The organism is Sulfitobacter sp. S223, from assembly GCF_025143825.1.
Lineage (GTDB): Bacteria > Pseudomonadota > Alphaproteobacteria > Rhodobacterales > Rhodobacteraceae > Sulfitobacter.
The window spans coordinates 19,278-40,370 of record NZ_CP083561.1 but is presented as its reverse complement, the minus strand read 5'-3'; the positions used below and the strand labels follow the sequence as shown (position 1 = coordinate 40,370).

20 protein-coding genes are annotated in these 21,093 nt (G+C 56.0%); 16 read left to right on the top strand and 4 right to left on the bottom strand.

Annotated elements, in window-relative coordinates; genetic code table 11:
• The first annotated feature begins 28 nt into the window (after positions 1 to 28).
• The 6 genes from pedF to K3757_RS18320 all read left to right on the top strand — a co-directional run bounded on the left by pedF (position 29) and on the right by K3757_RS18320 (position 5,953).
• Positions 29 to 727, top strand: coding sequence for a cytochrome c-550 PedF (gene pedF / locus K3757_RS18345; RefSeq protein ID WP_260001435.1), 699 nt, complete (start codon positions 29 to 31; stop codon positions 725 to 727).
• Positions 728 to 764: 37 nt separating this feature from the next.
• Positions 765 to 1,637 (top strand): substrate-binding periplasmic protein, encoded by an 873-nt coding sequence (locus tag K3757_RS18340; protein WP_409202594.1) that lies wholly within the window; start codon positions 765 to 767, stop codon positions 1,635 to 1,637.
• Between the two features lie 87 nt (positions 1,638 to 1,724).
• A complete protein-coding gene (locus K3757_RS18335; RefSeq protein ID WP_260001433.1) occupies positions 1,725 to 2,240 on the top strand; it encodes a CoxG family protein in 516 nt (171 codons plus the stop codon).
• Between the two features lie 41 nt (positions 2,241 to 2,281).
• Positions 2,282 to 2,767 (top strand): (2Fe-2S)-binding protein, encoded by a 486-nt coding sequence (locus tag K3757_RS18330; protein ID WP_260001431.1) that lies wholly within the window; start codon positions 2,282 to 2,284, stop codon positions 2,765 to 2,767.
• A gap of 23 nt (positions 2,768 to 2,790) precedes the next feature.
• The gene (locus K3757_RS18325; RefSeq protein WP_260001430.1) at positions 2,791 to 5,160 is read left to right on the top strand and encodes a xanthine dehydrogenase family protein molybdopterin-binding subunit; all 2,370 of its coding nucleotides are present in this window, start codon (positions 2,791 to 2,793) and stop codon (positions 5,158 to 5,160) included.
• 13 nt (positions 5,161 to 5,173) lie between these two features.
• A complete protein-coding gene (locus K3757_RS18320; RefSeq protein WP_260001429.1) occupies positions 5,174 to 5,953 on the top strand; it encodes a xanthine dehydrogenase family protein subunit M in 780 nt (259 codons plus the stop codon).
• A 64-nt stretch (positions 5,954 to 6,017) separates the two neighbouring features.
• On the opposite strand, the gene K3757_RS18315 is transcribed toward K3757_RS18320, so the two are convergent.
• From K3757_RS18315 to K3757_RS18305, 3 genes are all read right to left on the bottom strand, one after another.
• Positions 6,018 to 6,893 (bottom strand): FAD:protein FMN transferase, encoded by an 876-nt coding sequence (locus K3757_RS18315; RefSeq protein ID WP_260001428.1) that lies wholly within the window; start codon positions 6,891 to 6,893, stop codon positions 6,018 to 6,020.
• Positions 6,890 to 8,986: a 4Fe-4S binding protein gene (locus K3757_RS18310; RefSeq protein ID WP_260001427.1), complete on the bottom strand. Its 2,097-nt coding sequence runs from the start codon at positions 8,984 to 8,986 to the stop codon at positions 6,890 to 6,892. The genes K3757_RS18315 and K3757_RS18310 overlap by 4 nt, the downstream gene beginning before the upstream one ends.
• A gap of 258 nt (positions 8,987 to 9,244) precedes the next feature.
• Positions 9,245 to 9,931: a VWA domain-containing protein gene (locus K3757_RS18305; protein WP_260001426.1), complete on the bottom strand. Its 687-nt coding sequence runs from the start codon at positions 9,929 to 9,931 to the stop codon at positions 9,245 to 9,247.
• A 458-nt stretch (positions 9,932 to 10,389) separates the two neighbouring features.
• On the opposite strand from K3757_RS18305, the gene K3757_RS18300 reads away from it, so the two are divergent.
• The 6 genes from K3757_RS18300 to purU all read left to right on the top strand — a co-directional run bounded on the left by K3757_RS18300 (position 10,390) and on the right by purU (position 16,756).
• Positions 10,390 to 11,640, top strand: a complete 1,251-nt coding sequence (locus tag K3757_RS18300; protein ID WP_260001425.1) for a sarcosine oxidase subunit beta family protein — start codon at positions 10,390 to 10,392, stop codon at positions 11,638 to 11,640.
• On the top strand, positions 11,640 to 11,927 hold the full coding sequence (locus K3757_RS18295; protein WP_260001424.1) for a sarcosine oxidase subunit delta: 288 nt from the start codon (positions 11,640 to 11,642) through the stop codon (positions 11,925 to 11,927). Before K3757_RS18300 ends, K3757_RS18295 begins: the two co-directional genes overlap by 1 nt.
• A complete protein-coding gene (locus K3757_RS18290; protein ID WP_260001423.1) occupies positions 11,924 to 14,857 on the top strand; it encodes a sarcosine oxidase subunit alpha family protein in 2,934 nt (977 codons plus the stop codon). The genes K3757_RS18295 and K3757_RS18290 overlap by 4 nt, the downstream gene beginning before the upstream one ends.
• Positions 14,850 to 15,404, top strand: a complete 555-nt coding sequence (locus K3757_RS18285; protein WP_260001422.1) for a sarcosine oxidase subunit gamma — start codon at positions 14,850 to 14,852, stop codon at positions 15,402 to 15,404. Before K3757_RS18290 ends, K3757_RS18285 begins: the two co-directional genes overlap by 8 nt.
• A gap of 54 nt (positions 15,405 to 15,458) precedes the next feature.
• Complete coding sequence (locus K3757_RS18280; protein WP_260001419.1) at positions 15,459 to 15,725, top strand: hypothetical protein; 267 nt, start codon at positions 15,459 to 15,461, stop codon at positions 15,723 to 15,725.
• 146 nt (positions 15,726 to 15,871) lie between these two features.
• A complete protein-coding gene (gene purU, locus K3757_RS18275; protein ID WP_260001417.1) occupies positions 15,872 to 16,756 on the top strand; it encodes a formyltetrahydrofolate deformylase in 885 nt (294 codons plus the stop codon).
• A gap of 235 nt (positions 16,757 to 16,991) precedes the next feature.
• Here purU and pcaQ read toward each other — a convergent pair whose 3' ends face one another.
• Positions 16,992 to 17,921: a pca operon transcription factor PcaQ gene (pcaQ, locus tag K3757_RS18270; RefSeq protein WP_260001415.1), complete on the bottom strand. Its 930-nt coding sequence runs from the start codon at positions 17,919 to 17,921 to the stop codon at positions 16,992 to 16,994.
• Positions 17,922 to 18,017: 96 nt separating this feature from the next.
• On the opposite strand from pcaQ, the gene pobA reads away from it, so the two are divergent.
• Genes pobA through pcaH form a run of 4 tightly spaced genes read left to right on the top strand, consistent with a single transcriptional unit; the run spans position 18,018 to position 21,091 of the window.
• A complete protein-coding gene (gene pobA / locus K3757_RS18265) occupies positions 18,018 to 19,187 on the top strand; it encodes a 4-hydroxybenzoate 3-monooxygenase (protein ID WP_260001413.1) in 1,170 nt (389 codons plus the stop codon).
• Positions 19,187 to 19,975, top strand: a complete 789-nt coding sequence (gene pcaD, locus K3757_RS18260) for a 3-oxoadipate enol-lactonase (RefSeq protein WP_260001411.1) — start codon at positions 19,187 to 19,189, stop codon at positions 19,973 to 19,975. The genes pobA and pcaD overlap by 1 nt, the downstream gene beginning before the upstream one ends.
• Positions 19,968 to 20,348, top strand: coding sequence for a 4-carboxymuconolactone decarboxylase (pcaC, locus tag K3757_RS18255; RefSeq protein ID WP_260001410.1), 381 nt, complete (start codon positions 19,968 to 19,970; stop codon positions 20,346 to 20,348). The genes pcaD and pcaC overlap by 8 nt, the downstream gene beginning before the upstream one ends.
• Positions 20,345 to 21,091: a protocatechuate 3,4-dioxygenase subunit beta gene (gene pcaH / locus K3757_RS18250; protein WP_260001409.1), complete on the top strand. Its 747-nt coding sequence runs from the start codon at positions 20,345 to 20,347 to the stop codon at positions 21,089 to 21,091. The genes pcaC and pcaH overlap by 4 nt, the downstream gene beginning before the upstream one ends.
• The last annotated feature ends 2 nt before the right edge of the window (positions 21,092 to 21,093 follow it).

Here is a 21,093-nt window from a genome sequence, read left to right as displayed (position 1 = left end):
CAAACTTCAGCGTCTAGGGAGAGAGACCATGGGTAATAAATCAATCAAGGCCATGTTGGCCGGCGGTATCATCGTTGCAACAAGTACAATCCTGATGGCGCATGGCGATGTCAGCCCCCAGCCTGTCGATACTGCCGGGTTGCCGGAAACAGGCGAAGAGTGGTTGACCGAAAACCCCTACCGCGCCGAGACAGCAAGTCAGGAAGTTTGGCTGAAGGCCATCGAAGTTGGTGCATCGGGCTACAACCAGAACTGCGCGCGCTGCCACGGGCTTGAGGTGGTTTCAGGCGGTCTTGCACCTGATTTGCGGTTTCTCGAGGCCGAGGAATATGGCGATGAGTGGTTCATCGAACGGTTCCGCACCGGCTATACCCAAGGTGGGATCACAAAGATGCCGGCCTTTGGTGAATTGCTGGGCCAAGACGCGGCGTGGGCGATCCGTACCTATGTCGAAACGCGCCCTGATTCCGATGCGATGGATGAGGTATCTGACGAATTGAAAACCATCCGCGACGAGCTCGCTGGTTACGGCGATGATGCAAGCGGGGCGGACCCCGACGCGATCAAGGCGCGGCTGAGCGAAATTGCGCAAGGTATCGAAACGCTATCCGGCGCACCGGTTGCTGATTCTGTAGCTTACCGTGCCGCCAACCTGATTGACGGGACCCCCGAAGCGTATAAATCTGCGTCGGAAACACTGACGATCGGTTTGTCAGCGACACAATAGGATCAGAACACTGCGTTTTACACGACCCATTTTCGCCCTGACGTTGGGCCTGTTTCTTGCGACACAGGCCCAAGCGGCTGACCCTTGCGCGGATCACATCCCGCAGCCGAAACCGCAAAACACCGGACGTGATGTGGTTGGTCAGGATATGGATGCGATCCAGGACCAGGGACACATGATGTTCGCGGTCTACGATGATTATGCACCCTATAGCTGGATGGACGCAGGCAAGCCTCGCGGTGTCGATATCGACATCGCGCGGATCATTGCAGGCGATCTGGGTGTGGAAGCACGTTTCAATTTTGTCGCCGCGGGCGAGAACCTTGAGGCGGATTTGCGGAACAACATCTGGAAAGGTGCGGTGATCGGCGGGAGGGTGGCGAATGTCATGATGCGTATTCCCTACGACAGTGCATTCAAATGTCGGGTCGAACAGGTGGTTTTCACCGGTCAATACAGCACGGAATCCATCGCGATAGCCTATGACAAGGCCAGCTACCCTGACGACAAACCGGTGCCGGCGTATTTCCGCTTTGACCCAGTTGCGGTCGAAAACGATTCGATCTCTGATTTTTATCTGTCGTCTTTTGCAGGTGGGCAATTGGCAGGCGGCATTAAACGCTATCCCGATATGGGCGCTGCCATGGCGGCCTTGAGCGCTGGTGAGACTAAAGCAGCGATGGGCCCGCTGGCGCAGCTTGAATACGGGCTAGGCGCGGGTACGGCTGTTCATCAGCCTCCACTGGCCGGTTTTGCCGTCAGCCAATGGACCTTGGGTGTGGCTGTCAGTTTCAGCTACAGGCCTTTGTCCTATGCGGTTGATGATGCAATCAACTATGCGCTCCAAGACGGACGGATTGCCGGGATTTATGAAAGCTACGGGCTGTCATTCCAGCCACCTGTGCGCTGATCCAAGACTTTGGTCTTACACATATAGTCCAATGGAACACGCCGCATTCCGTGCCTAGGCTCTCTTGAAAAAGGGAGATTCCGCGCAATGAAGTTAAGCGATAGCCGTACAATAAACGCAGACGCGGCAACGGTCTGGGCAGGGTTGCTAAATCCTGATGTTCTCAAGGCCTGCGTGCCGGGCTGCACTGAGATGAGCGGGTCCGCCCAAGAAGGGTTCGAGGCCACTGTTGTTCAAAAAGTTGGCCCCGTTAAAGCGACGTTCAAAGGCGCTGTTGAACTCAGCGAGATGACCGAACCCGAAAGCCTGACCATGACCGGCGAAGGCAAAGGTGGCGCTGCGGGCTTTGCCAAAGGTGGCGCTGATGTGCGTCTGGAGCCTCAGGGCGACCAAACCATCCTGCACTATGATGTCGAAGCCAAAGTAGGCGGCAAACTGGCCCAGCTTGGCAGCCGCATCATTGATGGTTTTGCCAAAAAGATGGCTGACCAGTTCTTTGAAAATTTTTCGGAGGCCGTGGGGGCACCTGCTGTGCAGGAGGACACGCCGGATTCCGAAGAAACACCACAGAAAAAGGGCTGGTTCAAAAAGCTGGTCAGCTAGGAACCTGTTCCCAATAAAAACAATTCCAAGGGAGGATAAACATGACAAACGTGACGATGACCATCAATGGCAAGTCGGTTGAGGCAAACGTAGACGGGAACACGCTGCTCGCGTCTTTTCTACGCGAAGATCGCCGTCTGACTGGCACACATATCGGCTGTGACACTTCGCAATGCGGTGCCTGTCTGGTGCATGTAAATGGACGTGCGGTCAAATCCTGCACGATGTTTGCAATCGAAGCAGACGGCGCCGAGGTTTCAACCATCGAAGGGCAGGCTGACGCGGACGGGACAATGAACGTCATCCAGCAGGCGTTTCAGGAACATCACGGCCTGCAGTGCGGATTCTGCACCCCCGGCATGGTGATGACAACGGCAGCGCTGTTGAAAGACAACCCCAAGCCGACAGAGGCTGAAGTGCGCTCTTATCTTGAGGGCAATATTTGCCGCTGCACCGGCTACCACAACATCGTCAAAGCGATCATGGCCGCGTCTGGACAAGACGTGTCTGCCATCGCTGCCGAATAACAAAAATTAGGGGAGGAAAATTCATGCCCAAGGATGATGGAATTGGCGCCGCGACAGTGCGCCGCGAAGATGTACGCTTTTTGACGGGTGCCGGTCAGTATACGGACGATATTAAAACATACGGTGAGGCGGCAGCAGTGTTCGCCCGTTCAACCGTTGCGAATGGTGTAATCAAAAGCATTGATACGTCTGCCGCCGAAGCTATGCCTGGCGTTCTTGCGATCTTTACCGGTGAGGATTTCACCGAGGTCGGTGGCAACCCTGCTGGCTGGTTGATCAATTCACGCGATGGCACGCCCATGCACGAACCCAAACGCCCTGTTCTGGCGCACGGCAAGGTTCGCCATGTTGGTGACGCGTATGCCGCTGTGATCGCTGAAACAGTCGAGCAAGCCAAAAATGCTGCTGAGGCAATAGAGGCGGACATCGAAGAGTTGCCCGCCGTTGTGAATATGAAGGAAGCCCTGTCCGGCACCGATTATGTACACGATGAAATCGGTACGAACCAGTGTTTCGACTGGGGCTGGATCGAGGATAATCGCGACGCAACAGATGCTGCCATCAAAGGGGCGCATCACGTCACCACGCTGGAACTTGTGAATAACCGGCTGGTACCAAACGCGATGGAACCGCGGTGTTCGATGGCGCAATACAACCGCGCCAACGATGAATATATTCTGCACACCACATCGCAAAACCCGCACCTGACACGGCTGCTGATCTCTGCTTTTGTTTTGGGTATTCCTGAAAATAAGCTGACCGTGATTGCCCCCGATGTGGGTGGCGGTTTCGGATCAAAGATCTATCACTACGGTGAAGAGGCGCTGGTTCTGGCCGCCGCGAAAAAGCTGAATCGGCCTGTCAAATGGACGGCCGACCGCTCTGAATCATTTCTCACTGATGCGCATGGTCGTGACCACGTGACCAAGATTGAGCTGGCAATGGATGAGGACGGTAATTTCCTGGCCTTCCGCACCGAAACCTATGCCAATGTAGGGGCCTATCTTTCGAACTTTGCGACAGCAACACCGACGTTTTTGCACGGCACTTTGATGGCGGGTAACTATACCGTTCCGAACGTCTATGTGAACGTCAAAGCCGTGTTCACGAACACTGCACCGGTTGACGCCTATCGCGGGGCAGGTCGCCCCGAGGCGACATATTCGCTGGAGCGGGTCATTGACAAAGCTGCCCGCGAGATCGGGATGGACCCGATTGCACTGCGCCGGAAGAACTTTATCAAACCGGACCAGTATCCTTTCGCCTCGGCGGCGGGTCTTGAGTATGACAGCGGCAATTACGATGCGCTGATGGACCGGATGGAAGAAGTCGCCGATGTGGCAGGCTTTGCCGAGCGGCGCAAAGAGTCCGAGGCCAAGGGTCTTTTGCGTGGTTTCGGCGTAAACGCCTATATTGAGGCTTGCGGCATCGCGCCATCCAACCTTGTGGGCGTGTTGGGCTCTCGGGTGGGGCTGTATGATGCAGCGACTGTCCGTGTGAATGCGACCGGCAACCTGTCCGTCATGGTTGGTGCGCACAGCCACGGCCAAGGACACGAAACAGCGTTCCCCCAAGTTGTAGCGGAAATGTTGGGTATCGACGCGTCATCCATCGACATCGTACATGGCGACACATCCAAGATTCCGTTTGGGATGGGCACCTACGGGTCGCGGTCCCTTGCGGTTTGTGGGTCTGCTGTGGTTCGTGCCACCGAAAAGGTCATCAACAAGGCGAAAAAGATCGCGGGCCACATGTTGGAAGCTTCCGACAGTGATATAGAGCTGAAGGATGGCATGTTCTCGGTTGCCGGCACTGACAAATCCGTCAGCTTTGGTGAGGTCGCACTCAAGGCGTATATCCCGCACGAATTCCCGCTTGAGGATATCGAACCGGGACTTGAAGAAACCGCGTTCTATGATCCGGCGAACTTCACTTATCCATCCGGGGCCTATTGCTGCGAGGTCGAACTGGACCCCGAAACCGGCAAGGTGCGCGTTGACCGGATGACGGCCGTGGACGATTTTGGTAATGTTATCAACCCGATGATCGTGACAGGACAGGTGCATGGTGGTTTGGGTCAGGGCATTGGTCAGGCATTGTTGGAAAACACCACCTATGACGAAAACGGTCAGTTGCTGAGCGCGTCCTATATGGATTACGCAATGCCGCGGGCCGAGGATGTGCCGTTCTATATCGTGGACCATTCGCAGGGTAATCCATGCACGCACAACCCGCTTGGCGTCAAAGGCTGCGGCGAGGCGGGCGCAATCGGATCACCTCCGACTGTAGTAAACGCTGTGATTGATGCCATGCAATCGGGTGGCAAAAACGTGACCCATATCGACATGCCCGTCAGCCCGCACCGTGTGTGGTCGGCGATGCAGAACGCTTGAGAGGAGATAGCACATGTACGCATTTGAGATAGAGCGTCCCGCAACGATCGACGAAGCAGTTTCAGCCTTGGGCGGTGAGGCCCAAGCGCTGAGTGGTGGCCAAACCCTGATCCCGACGCTAAAAGCGCGTCTGGCCAGCCCGTCGAAACTGGTATCCCTGTCCGGTATTTCCGAGATGAAGGGCATCCGGAACGAAGGCGGGACGCTGTGGATTGGCGGTGCCACGTGCCATGGTGATGTGGCTGCCGATGGCAGCTATAAGGCCCTGTCAGAGCTGGCGTCGCACATCGGTGATCCTGCGGTGCGTAACCGTGGCACCATCGGCGGGTCCATCGCGAACAACGATCCGGCGGCGTGCTATCCTGCTGTGGCGCTGGCATCGGGGGCGACGATCATCACCAACCGCCGTGAAATTGCAGCGGATGACTATTTCCTTGGTATGTTCGAAACGGCCTTGGATGAAGATGAGATCGTGACCGCTGTCCGGTTCCCGATTCCGGAAAAGGCGAACTATCAAAAGTTCGTCCAGCCGGCATCGCGCTTTGCCCTTGTTGGCGTATTTGTCGCCAAAACCGCTGAAGGCGTGCGGGTCGCTGTGACGGGTGCCTCGAATGAAGGGGTGCATCGTTGGACCGCCGCCGAGGAAGCGCTATCCGCGAACTTCGCGGCGTCGGCGTTGGCTGATCTGACGGTTTCCGCAGACGATATGATTGAGGATTTGCACGGCTCTGCCGAATACCGTGCGCATTTGGTCAAAGTCATGACAGGACGCGCGGTGACTGCCGCTTCCTAACGGCAGAAAACCCGTACAAAGGCCCTGCCGTTTGGTGGGGCCTTTGACGTTTGTGGGGTTTGCGTCAGACTGTGAAAAGATCGCCGTTAAAGTCTACCAGTGCCACACGCGCAATGTCGGCGCGGGCCTTCATCACGTCTATCTGCTCGCGTGTCGCAAGCACCATTGCGGTGGACAAGCTGTCGGCCAAAGTAGCACTTGATGCCTCTACCGTGACGGTGGACCACCGCGGCTGCGCATTGGCATGCAGGATATGGCCCTGAGCCCTGATCGGGCTGGCCGCAGGGCTGGATGTGGCAATTGCGCCTTTTGTTAAGGTGCGGTGGCCCAGAATGCCGTGTTCAGGGTCTGCAATACCGACCGTCCAGCGGCCGCCATTGGCCCGGTATTCCCCTATGTTCACCAAGGTGTTTGTCAGGCCACGCGCGGTCAACGCATCTGCTACAAGATCAGTCGCGAACCCTTGGGCAATTCCATTAAACGTCAACGCCTGCGCCGGCCCAAGCGTAATCTGCGCAGGGTCAAACCGCAGCTTTTTCCAACCGATTGAGGCCACCGCTGCTGCTGTATCGCGATCTTGGGCAAGCGCCTGCCACAGCGGCTGAACGGTAGGATCAAACAATCCGTCGGTCAGTCGAAACGCTGTATCTGCGGCTTGCATCAGCTCCAAAAACCGGGCGGTTGGCAGGCGCAGCACGCCTTTGGCATTGAGTTGGGAGAGTGAGGAGGTCGGATCGTAGAGACTGAACAACTGCTCAACCTCGGCGATCAGCTTGCGTGCATGGGTCATGGCAGCAGCGGCGTCGCTCCGAGGGCCACGAATGGTCAAAGACACATCCGCGCCAAAGGCACGCCCCTGCCAGCTGTGCGCCTTTGCTGTTGCAGGCACGGCAGAGAAAGCGGCAGAGATCGTCAAAAACCGTCGGCGTGTCAGGGTCATTGGGCAGCAATCCTGCGTTTGCGTTCCCGTGAAGCCAGAATCAGAGGCACGCATTGTTTTGGGTCGTCATGGATCGTCACGCAATCAAGGCACTGAAAGCACTCCGAGTATTGAATTTCTCCGGTTTTCTTGATGGCTCCGTAGCTGCATTTGACCTTGCAAAGCTGGCAGGGTGATCCGCATTCATTGCGCCGGTCGATCCATTTACGGCCCCGCAGTAAGCCACCAATCGCCATGACAGCGCCCAAGGGGCAGACATAGCGGCAGAAGCCTTTGAACAACACCATCGACAGCAACAAAAGCCCGACTGCATAGGCGACATAATACCATTCGCGGACAAAAAATGTGGTGATTGCGGTCTTGAAGGGCTCGACCTCGATGGCTTTGTCCAATTGTGCGGGGGCGGTTAAAAGCAGATATACGAGCCCGGCCAGCACCACATATTTCAGCCATTTCAACCGGTCGTCCCAGACCGCAGAGGGTTCGATCTGCGGCAACCGCAAGAGGCGTCCAAGGTGGTGGGCAAATTCCTGAAGCGCGCCAAACGGGCAAAGCCAACCGCAAAATAACCCCCGCCCCCACAAAATAAATCCAACAATTGTGACCGCCCAAATCGCCAGGGAGAACGGGTCGTACAACAGAAAAGCAAAAGTCCCGCCATCCAGAGCAGTGCGTGCAACAGCAAGCGGAGTCGCGATCGACAGCTGGCCCTGACCCCACCAGCCGATAAAGCCGGTCACAAACGCCAGAATGCCAAGCCGGATCGCTGTGAAATGACGGTGTCCGGCAAGGCGGTTCAGGCGCAAGCCAAGAACCGCAACCAGCCCGATCAGGAATAGCGCCAACACGATCAGATCAGCCTGACGGTTGCGCAGTGCATCAACCCAAGGAGGTGACGGGGTAACCGGTTCTATGCGGTCATAAAAGCGGTCGGGTGTTATATGCGTCACCTCAAGGGTGGCAGAGCCGATCTGCGGTTGAAACGATCCATGGGCGCGCACGGCTTTGATGCGGAGTATCCATTCGGCTGTCGGGTCAAACCCCAAGCGACGATCAGTTCGCAGGATTAAGGCCGCACCATCGTGCAGCGCATCCGGAAGCGCGCCATTCAGATCAACGAATATGTCTGAATCGCGAAAAGCGATGGGGAAACCCCCCTGTTCCGCGCTGATCAGATCGGGTGCCGTGTTGCGGACGAATGCATCTGTGACCAACCCATGGCGCGCTGTCTCAATTACCAGCACGGGTTCGTCCGTCTTTGAAATTGACATGAATTGTTGCAGCTCTTGAAACCCGTCAGAGCTTAAAACTGCTTTGGCGATTGAGGGCGCGCCAATATCGACGACCCAGAGGTCCAGATAGGGCGCATCGGGGTTTTCCTGTGCTTGCGGGTCGTCGTCCTCCCATAGGGTGCCTACGAACTTTTCGTCCATTTCACGGTTTGAAACGATCTTGCGGGTTACGATGCCTTGGTCGACCAAATCTGCCCAAGTCAGATCCTCACTATAGTCGGGGTCGGGAAATGCGGGAGGGCCCGTCGCAATGCCATTCATCTTTTCCCGCGCTACCTTAAGCGTGGCGGCAAGGATGCTTTCGTGCGCGATGCGGATGGAAGCAGTCCCTTTGGTCACGCCGTCCAGATACACCAAGGCAGACCCATCGCCACCACTGCCATAGGGAGAGCCGACAACCAGACTGTCAGAAATGGAGTGACCGCGATATTGCTTGAAAAAGTCATAGAACAAATGTTCGGGCAAGCCAGACACGAAAATAGGCTCATTGTGCGAGATCAACTGCACATCCAGAAAACGCCCGTCCAAATCCAGAACAACCAGCACGTTTATCGCAGCACCGGAAAATCCGGGCAGAGGGGCCATAGGCTCCGTTTCGAACACATATCCTGCTTCGGCACCGCCTGAATTCAACAGCTGCCAGACGCCTTGGTCGTTCAGCGCTTCGCCCAGTGACATGGGCGGCTGGATGTAGGGCTCAATCGCTTCACGCGGCAACGGCTCTGCCAAAACAGAAATGGCCGTGCACAGCCAGATAGATAGTGTGGCTGTCAGCCGGATTATTGAATGTTTGATCCCCATCAGACAAACCGTAATCCTCGAAGTTTCGCAGCGACATTCGACTAAGGTCTGAGACCGGGCAGTTCGGCATGTGTCGCGCGCCTGCGTCATATCGTGTTGCCACGACTATGGCCCTTCAGTGCTTCGCGCACGCGGAATGGTTTGGCGAGCATCCGGAAAATCGTGCTGGTGACTGAATACGGGGTAATACGTGTAATCGACCGCAAATCAGTGCGGTGGCGTCTGCCTGTGTCCGCATGATTGGGCCAGCAGAGCGGCCTAGAACAATAACTGGCATCCAAGTGTTTTGCGCAATGCGGCGATCAGTTGATCCAGTGTCTCGGCATTTGTGTATGTGCCACCCGTAAAATCCGCCAAACATCGCGAAACGCTTTCTGCCTCTGTATAGCTGTTTTCAGCATCCCGCTCCCAAGAGAAAAACGATCCTCGCACCTTGAAGCCGATAACATGCACGGTTGTGTCAAATCCGCTTGCCGCGAGGTCCGCAGCCAATGCGCAGGGTTGTCCGCCGCAGGTTTCTTTACCATCAGTTACCAGCAAAATCGTAGCAGGCTGGGTTTGATAGTCCATAGTTCGCGCGGCCAGGCTGACTGCTTCGGTAAGGGGAGTGCTTCCGGTCGGTTCCAGCATATTGACGTCATTCAAAATGCGTGGGGCGGCATCGGCAATCGGGGCAAACCGCACATCAAGGCCGGTACATTCATCAACGCCATTCGGGCCATAGATCACCAGACCCAGACGCCTGTTTTCGGCAATCGGTGGTATCGCGGCCGCCATCGCGCGGCGGGCCTCAAATATCCTTGGTTCGTTAATATCGTTAAACCCCATTTCCGCCATTGATCCAGACCCGTCAAACACGATCATTGCGTCAGAGACACAGTTGCCCTGTGCTGACGTGGCCGTGACGCCTGTAAGGGCAACAACAAAAGGGGTTATAAAGCGCATACCAGAAGCCTGACATGCGTTTGTGCACCTTGTCTATAGGATTGCTCGCCCCGGTCATGCGACCAAAGTGGCAAGAGAACTTGGCGCGCTAACAATAGCCGGTTGTGTATACGCTTTGGCCGTTCCCGCCTTTTTGGCCGCAAAAAACTGAAATTACTATTTAACATAATCAATCTTATCGAATATGTTGAATTTTCATTCGTATGTTCCTTAGTTTGGAAATTTTGGTGGGGCTGCAAAAGCTCGTACTATGAACCGACCCGAAAGATCATATTCGAACTCATTGGATTATTGCCTTTGCAACATATGAATAACCGCAAGCAATCAGATGTCTTGTCATAAACTACATTTGCTGACGGTATTATTGCTATCTTGCCGAAAACCCATTCAGGTAGCGGTTAAGTCGTAAGATTCGTACAGTGTACGAAGGCGTCTTCAAAAGCTCGAATGAGGTACAAATGCGATACTCTGGTTTTCGTGTAATCAAGGAAGCGCTTACAGGTCACAAGGGGTGGGCGCCTGCCTGGCGGGACCCTGAGCCTGCATCACATTATGACATCGTGATTATTGGTGGTGGCGGGCACGGATTGGCCACCGCACATTATCTTGCCAAGGAATTCGGGCAAGCGCGCGTCGCTGTGATTGAAAAGGGCTGGATCGGCGGCGGTAACGTCGGTCGAAACACCACGATCATCCGGTCTAACTATTTGTTGGACGGGAACGAACCGTTCTATGAATTTTCCCTCAAGCTATGGGAGGGTCTTGAACAGGACGTCAATTACAATGCCATGGTCAGTCAACGCGGCATCCTGAACCTGATCCATTCGGACGGCCAGCGCGATGCGTTTATCCGGCGCGGCAATGCGATGATCCTGAACGGGGCCGATGCCGACATGTTGTCCACCGCCCAGATCAAGAAACGCTATCCCTTCTTGAACACCGATGACGCGCGGTTCCCGATCAAGGGGGGGCTGGCCCAACATCGCGGCGGCACTGTACGTCATGACGCTGTCGCTTGGGGGTATGCGCGCAGCGCCGATAGCCGTGGTGTGGACATCATACAGAACTGCGAAGTAACGGATTTCCGGATAGAAGATGGCAAATGCAAAGGCGTCGAAACCACACGCGGGTTCATTGGCGCAGGCAAGGTTGGCTGTGCCGTCGCAGGCAATTCCAGCCGGTTGATGAGCCTTGCCAATATGCGCCTGCCCATCGAAAGCCATGTGTTGCAGGCCTTTGTATCCGAGGGATTAAAACCCGTCCTGCCAGGTGTGATCACCTTCGGCGCGGGACATTTCTATTGCAGTCAGTCTGATAAAGGCGGTCTGGTCTTTGGCGGCGACATCGACGGATATAACTCCTACGCGCAACGCGGCAATCTGCCGGTCGTTGAAGATGTTTGCGAAGGGGCGATGGCGATTTTTCCCATTCTTGGGCGTGCCCGTCTTTTGCGGATGTGGGGCGGGATAATGGATATGTCTATGGATGGCTCCCCGATCATTGATCGAACCCATATCGAGGGTCTCTATTTCAATGGCGGCTGGTGCTATGGCGGATTTAAGGCCACCCCCGCCAGCGGTTTTGCCTTTGCGCATTTGCTGGCGAGGGGAGAACCGCATCCCACTGCTTCATCATATCGGTTTGACAGGTTCGAAAAGGGCTTGATGATTGACGAAAAAGGGATGGGCAATCAGCCCAATTTGCACTGATGATCATTAATCACCCCCTACTTGGCCCCCGCGACAGTTCCGAATTCACCTACATGGGCGACGCCCGTTTGATCGACCGCCCCAACCCTGACGGCGCGGATGCAGCGGCGGCCTTTCATGACTATGCCTACCTGCGCGATAATCCCGCGGGCTGGCACCGCGAATTATGGTTTCACGAAGCGGGTGATCGGTCATGGCTGGTGGTCACGCGCAACACGTTGACCCATGAAATTTCCACGGTTGAACTGGCCCGCGATGTGGCCCGTGCGCAAGGACGGTCAAAATGAAACAACGAAACCGGATCGACGGCGGCCAGATTGACCGCAGCACGACGTTCAAATTCACCTTCGACGGCCGGAAATATGAAGGGCACCCGGGCGATACACTTGCCTCGGCGCTTCTGGCAAACGGGGTGCGCCTTATGGGGCGCAGTTTCAAATACCACCGCCCGCGCGGACCACTGACAGCGGGGTCAGAAGAGCCTAACGCGTTGGTGCACCTACGCAGCGGTGCGCGTAAAGAACCCAACACCCGCGCCACCACGGCTGAACTGTTCGACGGGTTGACAGCCACCAGCCAGAACCGTCTTGGATCCTTGTCTTTCGATCTGTTGGCAGTGAATGATCGCCTGTCGAATTTCCTGACGGCTGGTTTCTATTACAAGACCTTCATGTGGCCCAAGGCATTCTGGGAAAAGTTTTATGAGCCGATCATTCGCCGCGCTGCGGGCCTAGGAGAGCTATCACTTGAAGATGATCCTGACGTCTACGACAAGGGTTTTCTGCACTGCGATCTTTTGATCATCGGGGCGGGGCCAGCGGGCCTTATGGCTGCATTAACGGCTGCGCGCGGCGGTGCGGATGTGATCCTCGCAGATGAAGATTTCCGCATGGGGGGCCGCCTGAACGCGGAAACCTTTGCGATTGGCGATACCTCCGGTGCGGATTGGGCGGCCAAAACGGTCGCAGAGCTGTCTTCCTTGCCGAATGTTCAGCTGTTGCCGCGCACGACCGTCATCGGCGCGTTTGATCACGGGATTTACGGGGCCGTGGAACGGGTCAGCGATCACATCGCCACGCCCGAGGCCGGTAAACCCCGCCAAATCCTTTGGCGGATCTATACGCAAAAGACTGTGCTTGCTGCTGGCGCGATTGAGCGCCCGATTGCCTTTAATAACAATGACCGTCCCGGGATCATGACAGCAAGCGCGCTGCGCACTTACGCCAACCGGTTCGGCGTTGCCGTTGGCAAGCGCGCTGCGATTTTCACCAATAACGACGATGGGCACCGCACTGCTGCCGATCTTCATGCAAAGGGTATTAAGGTCATCGTGATCGATACCCGCCCTACCCCCGCAAATTTGCTGGACTATGAGGTTCTTGCTGGCGCTCGGGTGATGGACACCATGGGACGGCTTGGTCTGACCTTTATACAGGTGCGCTTAGCCGACGGGTCCGAACGCACGATTGAATGCAGTGCCTTGGGTGTATCAGGCGGCTGGAACCCGAATGTGCATATGACCTGCCATCAACGGGGCCGTCCCGTTTGGAATGACACCCTTGCCGCATTTGTACCTGCTGAACTTCCCGCTGGAATGAGCGTTGCTGGTGCCGCAATGGGCGATATGACCACGGCAGGCGCGCTGGCTGGTGGCGCACAGGCCGCACGCAAAGCATTGGGGCTGAAAGGGCGCACGTCGCAACTGCCCGTGGCCGAAGACGCCCCCGTCAATATCACGCCGTTCTGGTACGTTGAGGATGCAAGTCGGGCTTGGTTGGATCAGCAAAACGATGTCACCGTCAAGGACGTCAAACTCAGCCACCAGGAAGGGTTCCGGTCCGTCGAACACCTGAAACGATATACCACCCTTGGCATGGCCACCGATCAGGGCAAAACTGCCAACATGGGCGGTCTTGCGATCATGGCAGAACTGGCTGGCAAAACCATTCCCGAGGTCGGCACGACAATGTTCCGCCCCCCTTATACGCCGGTTGCCATTGGCGCATTGGGCGGGCGGCATCGCGGACAAGACTTCCACCCCAAACGGCTTACGCCTTCGCACACATGGGCGCAGGAACAGGGCGCGGTTTTCGTTGAGGTGGGTAACTGGATGCGCGCGCAGTGGTTCCCCCGCGCCGGCGAAACCACTTGGCGTGAAAGCGTCGACCGCGAGGTCATGGCGACTCGCGGATCGGTCGGAGTGTGTGATGTGAGCACGCTTGGTAAAATAGATGTGCAAGGCGCAGATGCGGCGGACTTCCTGAACATGATCTATTGCAACGGCTTCGCAAAACTGGACGTGGGCAAAGTACGCTACGGGTTGATGTTGCGCGAGGACGGGATTGCCATGGATGACGGCACCGCCGCCCGATTGGATGAGGATCATTTCGTCGTTACAACGACAACCGCCAACGCCCTGCCCGTTTATCGCCACATGGAATTTGTCCGCCAATGCCTTGTGCCCGACATGGATGTTCAGCTGATTTCAACAACAGAAAGCTGGGCGCAATTTGCCGTCGCAGGACCAAACGCCCGCCGTGTACTGGACAAGATCGTCGATCAAGACATCAGCAACGAAGCGTTCCCCTTTATGGCCTGCGCCAATATCACGGTGTGCAAAGGGCTAAGGGCGCGTCTGTTCCGGATATCGTTCAGCGGGGAACTTGCCTATGAAATTGCAGTGCCAACAGCTTATGGCGATGCCCTGATCCGTCGGATCATGAAGGCAGGGGCAGAGTTCGGCATCACCCCTTACGGCACTGAGGCCCTTGGCGTGATGCGCATCGAAAAGGGCCACGCGGCCGGCAACGAATTGAACGGAACTACCACAGCAGCCAACCTTGGGATGGGGCGGATGGTCAGCACCAAAAAGGATAGCATTGGGGCAGTTCTGTCACGTCGGGAAGGTCTGAACAAATCTGATGACCAGCGTGCGGTTGGGGTGAAACCCGTCAATCCCACTGACAAGACCCCTGCGGGTGCGCACCTGATTTCAGCGACTGACCCTGTAGATGCTGCCCATGATCAGGGTTATGTCACATCGGCCTGTTATTCGCCTGATTTAGGCCATCACATCGCGCTTGCCTTTCTGAAGGATGGCGCGAACCGGATGGGCGAAACCATGCGCCTTGTCAGCCCGCTGACAAATGTGAACGTTATGGTCGAAATTTGCAGCCCGCATTTTATTGACCCAAAGGGAGAGCGGCTTCGTGCATGATCTGATAGCAACACCCGCAATTGGCGGCGTGCCGCAAACCATTGGTACGGTGACTGTTGCGGAGAATACGAATGTTGCGCTGGCGTCAGTCGCAGCGCGGAACGGTCAGGCAGACACTTGCGCCGCGGGTCTGAAAGCGATCCTTGGCGCCCTGCCCGATGTTGGAAAAGCAGTGCTGCATAACCCCGAAGCCGGATTTTGGATGGGGCCGGACCAGTGGATGATCGGCGCGCCGATGAACACCCACGAAGACATTGCCGACCGTCTGAAAGAAAAGCTTGGGCAGGCGGCCTCTGTAACAGAGCAATCTGGCGCATGGGTGGTGTTCGATGTGACAGGAGCGCGCATGCCCGACGTCTGCGCGCTCCTGTGCAACATTCCGATGCGCAAAATGGTGGCAGGCGATGTGCAGCGCACGGTGATCCACCAGATGGGGTGCTTTGTTATCCGCCGCACCGCCAAAGATCACATCCGCATTCTTGGCCCGCGCGCATCCGCTAAGTCCTTGCATCATGCCCTGATCACCGCTGCCGCATCAGTAGCATAAATCCCCAGACAGCGCGCAAGACCTGCCTCGCATCTGCGGGGGGCGTGAAAAGTCTTGGAGGTTGCGATTGGTGGCGAACTGCGTACCCATCGGGTGCTGTCCAAGATTGAAAACGGCAACGGGTCCCTTTCCTTGACCACCCTGAACGAACAATCCGACATTTTTCCAACCTTCCAGCATGGCGGGATCGCGCGCAAGGATGCCGGCGAAAATGACTTTGACGCGATGTGGTATCAGGGCCATCTGCGACAATGGCTTCAAATCTGTGGTTACCGGATCGATGGTTCCCAAACACCACACCCGATGGAAAGATGCGCCTGACGACAGTCTTGGTGGTTTATCTTCAGACCTAATTGGTTTGAGCATCGTGGGGAGTGTTATTCGTAGCGCCCACATAGTATGGAGCGGTCTGCATCGCTGTCATCCCAGCCCCACATTTTACTAAGTCAACCTCAACAGGACCCCCCATGAGCAAATACGCCCTCACCGTGACGTGCCAATCCCGGCGCGGCATCGTCGCAATCATTGCAAATTACCTTGCTGACCATGGTTGCAATATCACCGACTCAGCGCAGTTCGATGATAAAGAAACCGGCAATTTCTTTATGCGCATCAGTTTCGAAACCGAAACCGATGTAGAGTTGGAAACGCTTTCCAAAGACTTCGCGGAGCCGGCGGCTTCGTTTGCTATGGACTATGAATTCCACGACGAGGCGGTGAAAATGAAAGTCGTGATCATGGTATCACGCTTTGGCCACTGCCTGAATGACCTGCTGTATCGCTGGCGTATCGGAGCATTGCCGATCGACATCGTGGCGGTGATTTCCAACCACATGGAATATCAAAAGGTCGTTGTGAACAACGATATCCCGTTCCACTGCATTAAAGTCAGCAAGGAAAACAAGGCTGACGCCGAAGCCAGGATCATGGCAATCGTTGAAGACACTGGCGCCGATCTGATTGTGCTGGCCCGTTATATGCAAATTTTGTCCGATCAGATGTGCCAGAAAATGTCCGGTAAGATCATCAATATCCACCATTCATTCTTGCCAAGCTTCAAAGGTGCCAACCCTTACAAACAGGCCTTCCAAAGGGGTGTGAAACTGATCGGTGCGACCTCACACTATGTGACAGCAGATCTGGATGAAGGGCCGATCATTGAACAAGACACCGTGCGGGTCACCCATGCCCAATCCCCCGACGATTATGTGTCTTTGGGGCGTGATGTCGAAAGCCAGGTTCTGGCCCGCGCGATCCATGCACATATCCACCGGCGTGTTTTCCTGAACGGCAACAAAACCGTGGTCTTCCCCGCTTCTCCGGGATCGTTCGCATCCGAACGGATGGGATAATTCACAAAGCGCCCGCGGTCAGCATCGCGGGCGTTCTTTCTGTGGGTCACAGGGGGCCAAGTCAGGCCGGATCACAGCAGGCAGGCGTACTTGATGCCTGTCCTGTTTACCGATCTCAACTATGGTGCCCACCTCTGTGCGCGCGACCATAGTGCGTCTGCGTACATGACCCCGTGGTTATCCAGACCGGTGTTGCAGCAGAAATTGATCGCCATCCAGCGGGGCGGACAGTTTTCTATTGAATGCGTGTTTGAGAGAATTCGCCGTTCGAAGTAAGTTCGTTAAGTAGTTTCGAAAACTCACGCGTGGCGACTGATGGCACTTCCTCTGCACGGCTCATGATCCCCACAGCACCAAGGGTCGCAGACATATCAATCTTGAGTTGGACAAGCCGTCCTTGCGCAATATCGTTGGCGACCACGCCTTTACTGATGATCCAAACAGTGTCGGGATCTCCCATTGTCGTGGAACGGCCAAATGCGGGTGAAGCTGTCTCGATCCTGTATCGAAACAATGGCACACCACGAGAGATCAGCATTCTTGCAACCAGCGGGCGGATCGCGGAATCCTTGGGCGGATACAGAACGCGAAATGCTTCAAGCCCGGCAAAATCCCGCAGATGTTTGGCCGGACTGTCAGGGCTGGCCACAATCACAACTTCTTCTGAATAGAGTTGTTGAAAGCTTAATCCCACCATGGTGTCAGGGTTGCCCAGACGACCGATAACCAAATCCATCCCCCCGCTTCTGAGCCGCGCAATCAAATCGTGATGTGGTCCTTCATGTATCTCCAAAAGGGTGTCGGGGCTCTTTTGTGCAAAGGCAATCGCAGCTTCGGGCAGCAGCGAAGACGCCACGCTTGGCAATGCACCTACACTCAATTGGCCTGCTGTTTCGCTTGTGGCCTTGATACTACGCAGCCCTTGGCGCAGCGCGGCACTGCTTTGTTCGGCGAATTGCAAAAACACCTCACCCTCCGAAGTCAGCTCAACACCGGATCGACTGCGTTCCATCACAACGACACCTAGTATTTTTTCCAGCTCTTTCAGCGTCTTGGAAATGGCCGGTTGCGTCAGGTTTAGTTGCTCTGCTGCGGCTTTGAAGCTGCGCGCACGTGCGATCGCGCTAAACGCATCCAGATGCCTGAACTTTATTCGGCGATCCATATGGTTTCCTTTTTGGATAACTAAACTGCGCAAAATGTCATTTTGACTATCCAATAATACATGTCACAATCAACCAGTAAAGTCAGGGAGGACGGGATGAAAACTCAGATCGCAATCATCGGTGGTGGACCGTCAGGGCTTTTGCTGGCCCAACTTTTGCACACGCGCGGTATCGACAGCGTGGTGTTGGAACGCAAGACAAAGGATTATGTGCTAGGCCGCATTCGCGCGGGCGTTCTGGAACAAGGGCTGGTGGAGCTGATGGCCGAAGCGGGCTGTGACAAACGCCTCCATGCCGAAGGTATCCCTCATGACGGCACATTGATTTCTTATGGCGATGAGATGTTCCGCGTTGATTTCAAAGAACACACCGGCACGCCGGTCATGGTCTATGGCCAGACGGAGGTGACGCGTGATCTATATGACGCGCGGGAAAAGGCTGGTGGAATCATTGAATTCAACGTCGAAGACGTCGTTATCCAAGGCGCAGATTCTGAGGCACCGCACATCACCTATACCGTTGAAGGCAACGGGCGCCGGATTGATTGCGACTTCATCGCAGGCTGTGACGGCTTTCACGGTGTCAGCCGTCAGACCATTCCGCTGGAGGTCCGCCGTGAATACGAAAAGGTTTACCCCTTTGGATGGCTTGGCATCCTGTCAGAGACTCCGCCCGTCAATCATGAACTGATCTATGCGAATTCACCACGCGGCTTCGCGCTTTGCTCTATGCGCAACGAAAACCTGAGCCGCTATTACATCCAGTGTTCGCTCAGCGATTCCCCCAATGACTGGACCGATGAGGCTTTTTGGCAGGAGCTCAAACGGCGTATTCCGGCGGATCAGGCGGCAAAGCTGGTTACCGGTCCAAGCATTGAAAAATCAATCGCGCCTTTGCGGTCTTTTGTGACAGAGCCGATGCGCTGGGGGCGGTTGTTCCTATGTGGGGATGCGGCGCATATCGTGCCGCCCACGGGTGCCAAGGGGCTGAATACCGCCGCTTCGGATGTGCATTACCTGTATAACGGGCTGCGCGATTACTATGAAAACGACAGCAGCGAAGGTATCGACACCTATTCCGAAAAGGCGCTGGCCCGTGTCTGGAAAGCGGAGCGGTTCAGCTGGTGGTTCTCGTCCCTTATGCACACCTATCCCGACCAGTCAGAGTTCGACCTGAAGATGCAAGTGGCCGAAATCGAGTTTCTGCGTTCAAACAAAGCGGCGCAGCAGGCGATGGCGGAAAACTATGTCGGGCTGCCGTATTGATGCGCGCGATCCACGTAAACGGTGTGGCCCTGCATGTGCAAGAGGCCGGCGATCCGACCGGTGCGCCGGTGGTCTTTGCCAATTCGTTGGGCACTGACCTGCGCCTTTGGGATGCGCTGCTGCCATTGCTGCCCAAGGGATTGCGTTTTATCCGCTTTGACAAACGTGGGCACGGCCTGTCTGAACGTCCGGATGGTCCCTATTCGATGGAAGATCTTGCCGCAGACGCCGAAGGTCTGATCGAAGCACTCGATTTGGGTCCGGTGAGTTTTGTCGGCCTGTCCATCGGCGGCATGATTGGACAAAACTTGCCGTCGCGCCGCCCAGATTTGGTGCGTGCGCTGGTCCTGTCAAACACGGCTGCCAAGATGGGTGATGCCGCATCGTGGCACGACCGGATCGCGGCGATTGAGGCCAACGGAATTGCCTCAATGGAAAACGCTATTCTGGACCGTTGGTTCGGGCCGCAGTTCCGGTCCACGCCCGAGGCCGGACTTTGGGGTGCAATGCTGTCCCGTACTCCTCAGACCGGATACTTGGGCTGTTGTGCGGCGATCGCAAACACCGATCTGACAGAAACAACCCGCGCTCTGCGTCTGCCAACCCTCACGATTGCGGGCAGCCACGACGGCGCAAGCCCACCCGATCTGGTTGCTGCAACTGCGGGCCTCATTCCGAACGCGGAATTCCATGTTATTGAGGGCGCAGGCCACCTGCCCTGCGTCGAAGATCCCGCAGCCTTTGCTGCGATCCTGAACCCGTTTCTAAAGGAGCACGCCTATGTCTGACCGTTTTGAAAAGGGCATGGCCACGCGCCGATCAGTTCTGGGCGATGCGCATGTCGACCGCGCCGAAGCGGCCAAATCATCGTTTGATGAGCCTTTCCAGACAATGATTACCGAAGGTGCATGGGGCACTCTTTGGACAGACGATACCATCGCCAAACGCGAGCGGTCGATGCTGACGCTGGCCCTGTTGGCCGCCACCGGAAATTTTGACGAAATCCCGATGCATGTCCGTGCCACCGCCAACACAGGGGCCAGCCCCCAAGACGTGTTACAAGCGTTCATGCATGTCGCAGTTTATGCTGGTGTGCCGAAAGCCAATCATGCGATCAAACTCGCCAAACAGACTTATGCAGAGATGGGAGTTACCCTATGAGCAGCCTCAAAATGCCACCGAAACTTGGCGGTTACATCCCACGAGACCGCAATTGGCAGCCCGATGCGCTGACACCTCCGTATAAAACCAGCGTCAAACGTAGCCCGCAGGCCGCGCTGCTTTCATTTCCGACAACGCTAAGCGAAGAAACCTCGCCGGTGTTTGGCCACAATATGCTGGATGAACTGGATAACGACCTGATCCATAACTACGCCCAAACTGGTGAAAGCGCGATAGGCCCGCGCATCATCGTGCACGGGCGGGTGCTGGATGAAAACGGGCGCGGCGTTCCCGGTGCGTTGCTTGAATTCTGGCAGGCAAATGCGGGCGGCCGGTATCGGCATAAGAAAGAAAGCTATCTGGCCCCGCTTGATCCCAACTTTGGCGGCTGCGGCCGCACGATCACAGCCGAAGACGGCAGCTATGAGTTCGCGACAATTCAGCCGGGGCCTTATCCTTGGCCCAACGGCATGAACGACTGGCGACCGGCGCACATCCACTTTTCGATCTTCGGCCACGGGTTCGCGCAACGCCTGATCACGCAGATGTATTTTGAAGGTGATCCGCACATCAAACTGTGTCCCATCGTTGGCATCCTGAAAACCCAAGAAGCGATTGACGCATTGACTGCGCCACTAGACATGAACCGCACAGTTCCGATGGACAGCCGCGCCTTCAAGTTTGATATCGTTCTACGTGGTCAACGCCAAACCTATTTCGAAAACCGCAAAGAGGGTCTGTGATT